The organism is uncultured Thermomonas sp., from assembly GCF_937872235.1.
In the GTDB taxonomy this organism is placed as follows: Bacteria; Pseudomonadota; Gammaproteobacteria; order Xanthomonadales; family Xanthomonadaceae; genus Thermomonas; species Thermomonas beijingensis.
Genome location: NZ_CALMPC010000136.1, coordinates 1 through 11,681 on the forward strand (window position 1 = coordinate 1; position 11,681 = coordinate 11,681).

The 11,681-nt window shown below is 62.8% G+C and carries 13 protein-coding genes and 1 tRNA gene; 9 read left to right on the forward strand and 5 right to left on the reverse strand.

Going from position 1 to position 11,681, the window contains the following annotated elements:
• A partial coding sequence (locus QWB57_RS11785) for a tetratricopeptide repeat protein (RefSeq protein WP_288969676.1) occupies nt 1-669 on the forward strand: 669 nt, incomplete at its 5' end.
• Here the strand turns inward: QWB57_RS11785 and ppk2 are convergent.
• From ppk2 to hemA, 5 genes are all read right to left on the reverse strand, one after another.
• Nucleotides 659-1,435, reverse strand: a complete 777-nt coding sequence (gene ppk2 / locus QWB57_RS11790) for a polyphosphate kinase 2 (protein WP_288969677.1) — start codon at nt 1,433-1,435, stop codon at nt 659-661. The genes QWB57_RS11785 and ppk2 overlap by 11 nt on opposite strands.
• Nucleotides 1,432-1,803: a helix-turn-helix transcriptional regulator gene (locus QWB57_RS11795; RefSeq protein WP_223626323.1), complete on the reverse strand. Its 372-nt coding sequence runs from the start codon at nt 1,801-1,803 to the stop codon at nt 1,432-1,434. Before QWB57_RS11795 ends, ppk2 begins: the two co-directional genes overlap by 4 nt.
• A gap of 77 nt (nt 1,804-1,880) precedes the next feature.
• Nucleotides 1,881-2,342, reverse strand: coding sequence for a GNAT family N-acetyltransferase (locus QWB57_RS11800; RefSeq protein ID WP_288969680.1), 462 nt, complete (start codon nt 2,340-2,342; stop codon nt 1,881-1,883).
• A 24-nt stretch (nt 2,343-2,366) separates the two neighbouring features.
• Nucleotides 2,367-3,455 (reverse strand): peptide chain release factor 1, encoded by a 1,089-nt coding sequence (prfA, locus tag QWB57_RS11805; RefSeq protein ID WP_288969681.1) that lies wholly within the window; start codon nt 3,453-3,455, stop codon nt 2,367-2,369.
• Nucleotides 3,452-4,717: a glutamyl-tRNA reductase gene (gene hemA, locus QWB57_RS11810; RefSeq protein WP_288969682.1), complete on the reverse strand. Its 1,266-nt coding sequence runs from the start codon at nt 4,715-4,717 to the stop codon at nt 3,452-3,454. The genes prfA and hemA overlap by 4 nt, the downstream gene beginning before the upstream one ends.
• Nucleotides 4,718-4,815: 98 nt before the next feature.
• Here hemA and QWB57_RS11815 point away from each other — a divergent pair, with 98 nt between their 5' ends.
• The 8 genes from QWB57_RS11815 to ychF all read left to right on the forward strand — a co-directional run bounded on the left by QWB57_RS11815 (nt 4,816) and on the right by ychF (nt 11,637).
• Nucleotides 4,816-6,495 (forward strand): tetratricopeptide repeat protein, encoded by a 1,680-nt coding sequence (locus tag QWB57_RS11815; protein WP_223626332.1) that lies wholly within the window; start codon nt 4,816-4,818, stop codon nt 6,493-6,495.
• A 26-nt stretch (nt 6,496-6,521) separates the two neighbouring features.
• On the forward strand, nt 6,522-7,139 hold the full coding sequence (gene lolB, locus QWB57_RS11820) for a lipoprotein insertase outer membrane protein LolB (protein ID WP_288969685.1): 618 nt from the start codon (nt 6,522-6,524) through the stop codon (nt 7,137-7,139).
• Nucleotides 7,136-8,008, forward strand: coding sequence for a 4-(cytidine 5'-diphospho)-2-C-methyl-D-erythritol kinase (gene ispE, locus QWB57_RS11825; RefSeq protein WP_288969687.1), 873 nt, complete (start codon nt 7,136-7,138; stop codon nt 8,006-8,008). Before lolB ends, ispE begins: the two co-directional genes overlap by 4 nt.
• Nucleotides 8,007-8,082, forward strand: a tRNA-Gln gene (locus tag QWB57_RS11830). The genes ispE and QWB57_RS11830 overlap by 2 nt, the downstream gene beginning before the upstream one ends.
• 30 nt (nt 8,083-8,112) lie before the next feature.
• A complete protein-coding gene (locus tag QWB57_RS11835; RefSeq protein WP_223626339.1) occupies nt 8,113-9,072 on the forward strand; it encodes a ribose-phosphate diphosphokinase in 960 nt (319 codons plus the stop codon).
• 121 nt (nt 9,073-9,193) lie between these two features.
• A complete protein-coding gene (locus tag QWB57_RS11840; RefSeq protein ID WP_223626341.1) occupies nt 9,194-9,847 on the forward strand; it encodes a 50S ribosomal protein L25/general stress protein Ctc in 654 nt (217 codons plus the stop codon).
• A gap of 60 nt (nt 9,848-9,907) precedes the next feature.
• On the forward strand, nt 9,908-10,492 hold the full coding sequence (gene pth, locus QWB57_RS11845; protein WP_223626343.1) for an aminoacyl-tRNA hydrolase: 585 nt from the start codon (nt 9,908-9,910) through the stop codon (nt 10,490-10,492).
• Between the two features lie 53 nt (nt 10,493-10,545).
• On the forward strand, nt 10,546-11,637 hold the full coding sequence (gene ychF / locus QWB57_RS11850) for a redox-regulated ATPase YchF (RefSeq protein ID WP_288969688.1): 1,092 nt from the start codon (nt 10,546-10,548) through the stop codon (nt 11,635-11,637).
• The last annotated feature ends 44 nt before the right edge of the window (nt 11,638-11,681 follow it).

The window sequence follows — 11,681 nt, forward strand, 5'->3', positions numbered from 1 at the left end:
GGCGAGGCCGAGTTGCGCAAAGCGGTGGCGCTGGCACCGGAAGATGGCGACGCGCTGTATCAACTTGGGGTGGCACGTGCCAGCCAGGGCGATTTGACGCAGGCGGTGGAGCTAACCCGTAGGGCGCTGAAGCTGGATCCACGGAATGCCAACTGGTACCGCTGGCTAGTGGCCTATTTAATGCCACTGGGGCGTTTGGACGAGGCCAAACAAGCCATCGGCAAGGCGGTCGAGCTGGAGCCGCGCGCCATCTATAACCACCATCTGCTGGCCATCATCGAAGTGCAGCGGCGTGACTTTGCGGCGGCACAGAAAGCCGCCGAAGCCGAACCTGCCGGCCCGTGGCAAGATTTCGCCTTGGCGCTGGCGGCACAAATTGGCAGCAACCGTGCCGATGCCGATACGCGGCTGCAGGCGTGCATCCACGACCATGCCGAAGGCTGGGCGTTCCAGATTGCGCAGGTGTATGCGGTGCGCGGCGAACCGGATGCAATGTTCGAATGGTTGGCGCGCGCATGGCAAGCGCGTGATCCGGGCATGCAGGCGCTGCTGTACGACGCCTTGTTGCTGCGCTATCGCAACGACCCGCGTTATGCCGCGTTGGCCAAGCAAGTGGGTTTGCCGTGGCCGCCAGTCGCCGCCATGCCTGTGGCTGCCGTCAAACCTTGAACGCAGGGATCGGCTCCAGCGCGCCGTAGTGTTCGCGCGCAGGGTGGCTGGCCAGCGGCGGAAAGGTGATGGCAGGGGCATCGATGCGGGTGTCGGGCAGGCGATCCAGCAGGTCGCGAATCAGGCTGAGCCGGCCCAGTTTCTGATCGTTGAAATCCACCAGCGTCCACGGCGCGTGGCGGGTATGCGTGGCATCCAGCATCGCCTCACGCGCCTCGGTGTAGGCGCGGTAGCGGCTGCGCGCTTCCAAGTCGATCGGCGATAACTTCCAACCTTTGAGCGGATCATGCAGGCGGTCAGTGAAACGTTTTTCCTGTTTTTCCTGATCGCAGCACAGCCAGTATTTGAACAACAGGATGCCGTCATCGACCAACTGCTTTTCAAACAGTGGCGCGGCTTTCAGGAACGCGGTCACCTGCGTGTCGCTGGCAAACCCCATCACCTTTTCCACCCCGGCGCGGTTGTACCAACTGCGGTCAAACAGGACGATCTCACCTGCGGCCGGGAGTTGCTCCACATAGCGCTGGAAATACCACTGCCCGGCCTCGCGTTCGCTGGGTTTGGGCAGTGCGACCACGCGGCATTGGCGCGGGTTGATGTGCTCGTGGATGGCCTGGATGGCCCCCCCCTTGCCGGCGGTATCGCGGCCTTCAAACACCACCACCAATCGTCTGCCGGTGTGTTGCAGCCAGCGCGCCGCATTCGCCAATTCCACCTGCATGGGCTCCAGCAGGGCTTGATACTGCTCGCGTTTGAGCTTGCTCATGCTTGCTTGCGCCGCGGTGTGGCTGGCTTGCGCCGTGGTGTGGCTGGCGGTGCCGGCTGCATGCTGCGCGCCACTTCCAGCAGCGCACCTTGTTGGCGCGTATTGAGGCTGCGATAGGCGGCCAGCAGCGCGTGCTCGCCCTTGCTGCGCGCAGGATCCAACGTGGTGGCGATCTCCGCCAGCAACGCGCCGGCGGGGACGCCGAAGGTGCGTGCCAATGCGTCGATTTGTTCCTTGCCCGGAATCTTGTCGCCTTTCAGCCACGCATTGACCGTACTGATGCCGGCCCGAGGAATAGTGGTAGCAAGGTCGGTGACGGTAATGCCGCTGGCTTTGCTGAGCAGTCGCAGGGTGGCGTCGATCGACATCCGGAGAATCCTTGTACGGCCGGGGATGATCGAGTGTAGATCGCTGCGTGCCGCTGTGCACGCGGGCTAGGGATGCCTCAATGCAGGCCCGGCTCAAAGCTCAGCGAGTACCACTGGGTGGCATCTTCGCGCCAACCGGCGGCGCGGTACAGGGCGCGTGCGGCGGCATTGTCGCTGGCGGTTTCCAGTGCAATCCCGGTGGCACCGTCGGTTTTGGCAAAGTCGGCGGCGGCTTGCAGCAATTGCCGGGCGATACCCTTGCGGCGCGCACTGGCATCCACATACAAATCATTCAAAATCCACGTCTTCGCCGTGCGCACCGAGGAAAACATCGGGTAGAGCTGGGCGAAGCCCACCAGCGCGTTGCCGCGGCGTGCCAACAGCACCATCGACTCGCCAAAGCGCAGGCGTTCGCGCAGCCATTTGCGGCCACGCTCCACATCGCTGGGTTGACCATAGAACTGGCGGTAGGTATCAAACAAGGTGGCGAGGGCATCCAGATCGGCCGGGCCTGCGCGGGTAATGGTGGTCGTTGTCATGGTTATGCTCGGCGTGGGGGGCGATCAGGCTTCGCGGGCCAGCTGCGCCAGTGCTTCGGCTTGCTGTTCTTGCTGCAAGCGAAGGATCAGCGGCTCCAGCGCACCTTCGATGATCGCGGGCAGGTCATACAGGGTGAGGCCTTCCACGCGGTGGTCGGTGATGCGCCCCTGCGGGAAGTTGTAAGTGCGGATGCGCTGGCTACGGTCGCCACTGCCGACCTGCAATTTGCGCTCGGCCGCGGTGGCGGCGGTGCGTTTTTCGATCTCGGCTTCCACCAGCATTGCCTGCAGGCGTTTCATCGCTTTGTCGCGGTTGGCGTGCTGGCTGCGCTCGGTTTGCGATTCCACCACCACGCCGGTGGGGACGTGGGTGATGCGAATGGCCGACTCGGTTTTGTTGACGTGCTGCCCGCCGGCACCGGACGAACGGAAGGTGTCCACCTTCAAATCCGCAGGGTTGATCACCATGGTGCTGTCCTCGCCGGCCTCCAGCGCAATGATGGCTACCGTGGCGGCGGAGGTGTGGATGCGGCCTTGCGATTCGGTGGCCGGCACGCGCTGCACGCGGTGGGTGCCGGATTCGTATTTCAATTTGGCATACGCACCCGCGCCTTCCACCCGCGCCACGATTTCCTTGTAGCCGCCGTGTTCGCCGGGGTTGGCTGATTCCACCTCGACCCGCCAGCCTTGGGTTTCGGCATAGCGGGTGTACATGCGGAACAAGTCGCCGGCGAAAATCGCCGCTTCATCACCGCCAATGCCGGCGCGGACCTCCAAATACAAACCGCCATCGTCGCGCGCATCTTTCGGAATCAATTGCGCCAGTAGCTCGCCTTCCAGTTGCTGCAGGCGGGTGTTGGCGGTGTCGATTTCATCGGCAGCCAATTCGCGCAGTTCAGGGTCATCACGCAGTGCAAGCGCTGCGGCCAGGTCGGCACGCGCTTGCGCCTCGGCGGCCAAGGCATCGGCAACCGGCTGCAAGCTGGCAAATTCACGCGAAAGATTGCGAAAACGCGTTTGCTCGGCGGCCACGGCCGGGTCGGCCAATAAACGTTCTACTTCCTCGCGCCGCTCCAGCAGCGCTTCCAGTTTGCGGCGCAGGGCAGGGGTCATGCGTCGCGGCTGCCGGTGTCGGAGCCAGGGAATAATTTTTCCACCGCGCGGCTGAGCTCGGCATCGCCGCTGCGGGCGGCGTCGCGCAGGGCCACGGTGGGTGCGTGCAGCAGGCGATTGGTCAAGGTGTGCGCCAATAATTCCAGTGCTTGCTCGGCAGGCAGGCCGGCGGCCAGTTGTTGCTTGGCTTTGGCCAGTGCGTCGTTGCGTGCGTTTTCGCCATGCGCCCGCAATTGCAGCAACGGTTGTTGCTGGCTGCTGGCGCGCCATTGCTCAATGAAGCGGGCGGTTTGCAATTCGATGATGGCTTCGGCTTGTTCTGCGGCTTCGCGGCGGCTGCGGCGGTTGTCTTCGATCGAGCGTTCCAGATCATCGACGGTGTACAAAAACACATCGCGCAGGCCCGACACATCGCTGGCGATATCGCGCGGCACCGCCAAATCCAATAGCAACATCGGCCGGTGTTTGCGCTGCCGCAGCGCATGTTCCACCTGCTGCCGGTGCAGGATCGGGGTGCGCGCGGCGGTGGCGGAAATCACCACGTCGGCTTCGGCCAAGTGCTTGTCCATCTCATTCAGTGGCAAGGCAATACCGCCGTGGCGGCTGGCCAATTCTTGCGCATGCGCCAAGGTGCGGTTGGCGATCAATAGCCGCTGCACCTTGGCATCTGTCAGATGGCGTGCCGCCAGTTCGATGGTTTCGCCGGCGCCAATCAGCAGCACGCTGGATTGATCCAGCCGCGCGAAATTTTCTTGTGCCAAGCGTACTGCGATCGACGCCACCGACACCGGGTTGGCACCGATGCGGGTATCGGTACGGGCGCGCTTGGCGGTGGCAAAGGCCTGCTGAAACAACCGGTCCAACTGCCCGCCCAGCGCGCCCGCCTCACGCGAGGCGGCCCATGCCTGTTTCACTTGGCCCAGGATCTGCGGCTCGCCCAGTACCAGCGAATCCAGACCACTGGCTACCCGGAACAAGTGACGCACCGCATCGGCATCGCGGTGCCGGTACAGATACGCATGCACATCGTTGCCGGCATCCGGATGTGCCGCCAGCCAGTCGGCCAGGACCTGCCCATCACCGTCGGTATGGGCATACAGCTCGGTGCGGTTGCAGGTGGATAACAACACGGCTTCGTGCACATCCGCCAAGCCGCGCAGCGACGCCAGTGCCGGGGCCAGTGATTCGCTGGCAAACGCCACCTTTTCACGCAGGGCAACCGGCGCGGTTTGGTGGTTGATGCCAAGGACGTACAAGCTCATAAGCGGGAATGCTGTGGACCACGACAGGGAGTTGGCGAATTTGTTCAGGCGGCTGCGTTAAGCTGCGGGCCCGACCCGCCATTGTACCGGCCGCCTTCATGTCCAACCTGTATTGCTGTGGTTTGCGTGTGTCTTTACTGCTGCTGTTGTTGACTTGCTCGGCAGCGGCGCTGGCCGGCAAGCCGGCGCAGCCATTGGCGAAGGTGGATCCGCTGGAGGCCAGTTTGGCGGGTGAATTCGCCCTGCAAAGCGGTCATTTGCCGGAAGCGGCGCGGCATTATCTGGATGCCGCCAAGGCGGTGCAGGACCCGGTCCTGGCCGAGCGCGCTACCCGCATTGCGCTGTTGGCTGACCAAGATGCGCTGGCTGGCCAAGCGTTGCAGCTTTGGTACGCATTGGCGCCCGGACGCAGTCAGTCCGAGCGCATGGTAGCCACCAGCTTGGCCCTGCGCGCCGGGCAAAAGCGGCAAGCACAGCGCGAATTGGCGGCCCTCATGGCAGAGCCGAAGGGTTGGCGCGCCGGCTTGACCGCGCTGACTGGTGCAGTGGGTAAGCAGCCGGCGTTGGTCGTCACGATGCTGAACGACATCATTCGACAGGGGAGTTTGCCCAATGACCTGCAAGCATGGCTGAGTTTTGGCGGCCTGGCACAACGGCTGGAACAGCCCAAATTGGTGGATGCCATCATCGGGCAGGTAGTGACGCGATTCCCGGCGGAGCCCAAGGTGGCGCTGTTGCGCGCCCAACTGCTGCGCGAAGCCGGCAAAACCGAACAGGCGCGTGAAGTGCTGGCCGGGTTGGAGCCTGCTGCGCAGCAATCCTCGCCGTTGCGCTGGGCGCTGGCAGGTGAGTTTGCGGCGTTGGGCGAGCCTGGCAAAGCTGCTCAAGTGCTGGCACAGGGTGCACAAGACGACGCCAGCTACGCGCAGCGTGCGGCGTTGTTGGATACGGCCAAGGACAAGGCCGGGCTGGCTGCGTTGTACGCCGAAGTGAAGCAAGGGGCCACCGAGCCCAGCCCGTCGCGCCGATTGCTGCTGGGGCAGCTGGCCGAATCGCTGGAGCACTACGACGACGCACTGCGTTGGTACGCCAATGTGCCGGGACAACAGGCGCAGGGTGTGGCGCGCATGCGCACGGCCAATGTGTTGCATGCGATGCAGCGCCCTCAGCAGGCATTTGATGCACTGCATGCCATTCAGGCCGATGCCGGGTTGCGTGACGACGATCGTCGCGATGGTTATCTGCTGGAAGCCGAGCTACGCCTAAAAGACAAGGATGCCAGCGCCGAGCGCGATGCCTTTGCGCGGGGCCTTGCGGCGTTTCCGGACAATCTGGAGCTGCTGTACGCGCGTGCACTGATGTGGGAGCGGCAAGACCAGATCGACAAAGCCGAGGCCGACCTGCGCCGTGTGTTGGTGATCGCGCCGGACAATGTGGCGGCGCTCAATGCGCTGGGCTACACCTTGGCCGACCGCACCCAGCGCTATCGCGAGGCCCTGGAGTTGATCGACCGCGCACGCGTGGCCGACCCCGGTAATGCCGCCATCATCGACAGCTACGGCTGGGTGCTGTTCAAGCTGGGCAAGTCGCGTGAAGCGCTGGACTATTTGAGGCGTGCCTATACGCAGCAGAAAGACCCCGATATCGCCAGCCATCTTGGGCAAGTGTTGTGGGTGCTTGGGCAGAAAGACGAGGCGCGCAAGTATTTCGATGAGGCACGCAAGCTGGAGCCGGACAACCGTGCGCTGCAACGTGCATTGCGCGAGGTGGGTGCGTGAGAGGGTGTGTCGGGGGTGTCCTGCTGATGGTTTTGCTGGGCGGTTGCCAGACCCTGCCGCACACAACATCGCCTCGCGCTGCGCCGGATGTTGTGGATGCGCGGGCCGCGCAACAGCAACGCACGCAAGCCTTGGGCCTGGCGTCGGGGGATTGCCTGCAGCCGGGTTGGGCGATGGCGGGTCGGATGGCGATCAGCAACGGCAAGGACGCGGGTGCTGCGCGTTTTGAATGGACGCAAGGCGAGGGTCGTTTGCAGCTGCAACTGACCGCGCCCATCACCGCGCAAACTTGGGTATTGCAGTCCGATACGCAAGGCGCGCAGCTGCAAGGCATGCCGCAGGGATCGCAACATGGCGCGGATGCCGCGACTTTGCTGCGCACGGCCACTGGTTGGGATATCCCGATACAGGCACTAGGTTGCTGGATGCGTGCGGTAGCCGCCAGTGAGTTCGGTTTGGGGGCGGCGCAAATCCACTTCGATGGGCAGTTGTTGCCACGGCAGATCGAGCAGGGTGGCTGGAAAATTGAGTACAGCCGTTGGCAGCTCGACCCATTCAGCGGTTTGCAGATGCCTTCACGTATCGACGCCCAGCGTGGCAAGAGCCGGGTGAAGCTTGCGATTGATCGTTGGGGGCTGGAGTGACTGGGTTTGCAGCGGATGCTGGATGGAGTGCCTGGCCGGCCCCGGCCAAGCTGAACTTGTTCTTGCGCATCACCGGTCGCCGTGATGACGGTTATCACGACTTGCAAACCGTATTCCGCCTCCTGGAATGGGGCGATACGGTGTATCTGCGGGCGCGCAACGACGGCATTATCCGCCGCGTTGGACCGGGTGCAGATGGGGTGACTGAGGCAGACGATCTCCTGATTCGTGCCGCAAAATACTTGCAATCATCGGCTAAATGCGCGCAAGGTGCGCATATCGGCATCGAAAAATGCATTCCGATGGGCGGCGGCTTCGGGGGTGGTTCGTCCGATGCAGCGACCGTGTTGGTGGCGCTGAATCAGCTGTGGCAGCTTCATCTTGGCGTGGATCGGCTGGCCGAATTGGGCCTTGCGCTGGGTGCCGATGTGCCGGTGTTTGTGCGCGGACACAATGCGTGGGCCGAAGGTGTGGGGGAACAGCTCACCGCCATGTCGCTGCCGCCTGCGTGGTATGTGTTGGTCAATCCGGGGGTGCATGCCGCCACCGCCAGCCTTTTTCAATCACCGGATTTGACGCGAGACGCCAGACCCGCGACAATAGCGGGCTTCCTGTCAGGGAACGTGCTCGATAACGCGTTCGAGCCAGTGCTGCGCCGCTGTGAACCCGCCATTGAGGCCATGTTTGCGGCGCTTTCCAGCATCGGCACGCCGCGCTTGACCGGCTCGGGCAGTGCATGTTTTGTCGAATTCGCCACCCGCGAAGCCGCTGAAGCTGCACTTGCCGCGTTGCCATCAAGCCTGCATGCGTGGCTTGTGCGCGGTGCAGACAGGTCGCCACTGCTGGATGCAGTGGAGCAATTTCGCTAGGGGCGTCGCCAAGCGGTTAAGGCACCAGGTTTTGATCCTGGCATGCGTAGGTTCGAATCCTTCCGCCCCTGCCATCTCATCCAGTTCTCCATTCGGCCATCGACATGCAAGACGACTCGAATTTTTTGGTTTTCTCCGGGAATGCCAATCGTCCGCTGGCCGATGCTGTCTGCCGCGAGTTGGGCGTGCGGCCGGGCAAGGCGCTCATCAGCCGTTTTTCCGATGGCGAAGTGCAAGTCGAGATTGAAGAAAGCGTGCGCCGGCAAGAGGTGTACGTGATCCAGCCTACCAATGCGCCGTCGGCTGAAAATTTCATGGAATTGCTGGTGCTGATCGATGCACTCAAGCGCGCCTCGGCGGCCAGCGTGACGGCGGTGGTGCCGTATTTCGGCTATGCCCGCCAAGACCGTCGCCCGCGCTCGGCGCGTGTGCCGATTACCGCCAAAGTGGCGGCCAAAATGTTCAGCGCGGTGGATACCGACCGCGTGCTCACCGTGGATTTGCATGCCGATCAGATCCAAGGGTTCTTCGATGTGCCGGTGGACAATGTCTATGCCTCGCCGTTGCTGCTGGCCGATATCTGGCGCACGCATGGCACCGACAACGTGATTGTGGTGTCGCCCGACGTGGGCGGTGTGGTGCGCGCGCGCGCGATTGCCAAGCGCCTCGACGATGCGGAACTGGCCATCATCGACAAGCGTCGCCCGAAGGCCAATGTGGCCACCGTGATGAACATCATCGGTGATGTTGCGGGCAAAACCTGCGTGCTGGTGGATGACATCGTGGATACCGCTGGCACCCTGTGCGCCGCCGCCAACGCGCTGAAAGAGCGCGGCGCATTGAAGGTGGTGGCGTACTGCGTGCATCCCGTGCTGTCGGGTGCAGCCATCGACAACTTGAACAAGTCCTTGCTGGATGAGTTGGTGGTCACCGACACCATCCCGTTGTCGCCGGCGGCCAAAGCCTGTGGCAAGGTGCGGCAGCTCAGCGTGGCCGAATTGCTGGCCGAAACCATTCGCCGCATGACCTTCGGTGAATCTGTCAGCTCGCTCTACGTCGACTGACGTTGCGGCCTTGGAATCCCGCGTTGCCGGTTTGCCGGCAGCGCACCCCACTCATCTGGTCGCGGATGAGTGTTATCGCCGCCGCGAGGCGGCTTCATTGCAATAAAAGTGAGTCATCATCATGTCTGAACACACCATCAAGGCCGCGAGCCGCAATGCCGAGGGGAAGGGTGCGAGCCGCCGCCTGCGTCATGCCGCTCAGCTGCCGGCCATCGTCTACGGCGGCAGCGCCGCCCCGCAATCCATCCAGATCGAGCACGAAGCCATTTGGCTGGCCAGCCAGCACGAGTGGTTCTACTCGTCGTTGCTGAACCTCGACATCGATGGCAAGGTCGAGCAAGTGCTGCTGCGTGATATGCAGCGCCACCCGTACAAGCAGCTGATCATGCATCTGGATTTCCAGCGCGTGGACGCCAACCAGGCCCTGCGCACCAAGGTGCAGTTGCACTTCCTGAACCAGGACAGCTCGCCGGCCGGCAAGACCGGTGGCGTGGTCATCATGCACGAGCTGACCGAAGTGGAAATCAGCTGCTTGCCGAAGGATCTGCCCAGCGCCCTTGAAGTGGATCTGGCCAACCTGGCCGTGGGCGGCGTGGTGCATTTGTCCGACCTGACGCTGCCGGCCGGTGTGGAATTGCCGGCGCTGAAGTTGGGCAAGGAGCACGACGTGGCCGTGGTTGTGGCCAAGCACGGCAAGGAAGAAGCCGTGGACAGCGCGGCACCGGCTACCGCCGAAGTGCCGGCCACCAAGGCGTCCAAGAAGGACGCCAAGTAATCGTTCCCGCTCATCCTGCTTGCAGTCGCGGGCAGGATGGGAAGGATCGATTCACCTGTCATGGCAGGGATTCGTCTCATCGTCGGGCTGGGTAATCCCGGTGCCGAATACACCCGAACCCGGCACAACGCCGGGTTCTGGTTTATTGACGCGCTGGCATTGGGTGCTGGCCTGCGCTTTGGGCTGGAGAGCAAGCTGTTTGGCGAGACTGCCAAAATCAGTATTGGCGGGCAAACGGTCTGGCTGCTGCGGCCGGCAACGTTCATGAATGCCAGCGGCAAGTCGATCACTGCAGCATTGCGCTACTGGAAGATCGAGCCGGAAGAGATGCTGGTGGTGCACGATGAGCTGGACCTGCCGCCGGGTACGGCGCGGCTCAAGTTCGATGGTGGCCATGGCGGGCAAAACGGCCTGCGCGACACCATCCGGCTGCTCGGGCACGGCAAGTTCCACCGCCTGCGGATCGGCATTGGCCATCCTGGGCACAAAGATCATGTGACACCGTGGGTACTGGGGCGTCCGGGCGCCGCCGATGAGGCGATGATCCTGCGCGCCATTGGCGATGCAGCCGACGTACTGCCACAAGTGGTGTCAGGTAGTTTTGCAGATGCGATGACGCGGCTGCATACGCCGCGCACGCCTTAAATTTCATCATCGCGCCGGCTTGCTGCCGGCGTGGCAACGGAGCAATACGCATCATGGGTATCAAATGCGGCATCGTCGGTCTGCCCAACGTCGGCAAGTCCACCCTGTTCAACGCGCTGACCAAGGCCGGGATTGCGGCTGCCAATTTCCCGTTCTGCACGATCGAGCCGAACGTGGGCGTGGTGCCGGTACCGGATCCGCGCCTTGCCGCATTGGCCGAGATCGTCAAACCGCAGAAGTGCATCCCCACCGCAGTGGAATTTGTCGACATCGCAGGCCTTGTGGCCGGCGCAGCCAGCGGCGAAGGTCTTGGCAACAAGTTCCTGGCGCACATCCGTGAAGTGGATGCGATTACGCATGTGGTGCGTTGTTTCGATAACGATGACGTGATTCACGTCAACAACAAGGTCGATCCGCTGGCCGACATCGACACCATCGACACCGAATTGGCGCTGGCCGATCTGGAATCGGTCGATAAGGCCATCAACCGCTATGAGCGCGTGGCCAAGGGGGGCGACAAGGACGCCAAAGCCAAGATCGCGGTGCTGGGCAAACTGCGCGCCGCACTGGATGAGGGCAAGGCCGCCCGCACAGTGGCGCTGGACGACGAGGAAAAGCTGGCCATTCGCGAGTTGTTCCTGCTCACCATGAAGCCGGTGATGTACGTGGCCAACGTGATGGAAGATGGGTTCGAAAACAACCCGCATCTGGATGCTGTGCGCGCACGTGCGCAGACCGAAGGCGCAAAAGTGGTGCCGGTGTGTGCCGCCATCGAAGAAGAGTTGAGCCAGCTCGACGATGTCGACCGCGATGCCTTCCTGACCGATTTGGGGCTGGAAGAGCCTGGCTTGAACCGCGTGATTCGGGCTGCTTACGAATTGTTGGGCTTGCAGACCTACTTCACCGCGGGTGTGAAGGAAGTGCGCGCGTGGACGGTCAAGGCCGGTTCCACGGCGCCGCAGGCCGCAGCAGTCATCCATACCGATTTCGAGAAAGGCTTCATTCGCGCCGAAACGATTGGCTATGACGATTTCATCAAATACCGCGGCGAAGCCGGCGCACGTGATGTGGGCCGGTTGCGTTTGGAAGGCAAGGAATATCGCGTCCAGGAAGGCGATGTGTTGCACTTCCGTTTCAACGTCTGAGCCGCGCATCAGGTTGGTTGCTGCAGCAGTGACTCGCACGGGCT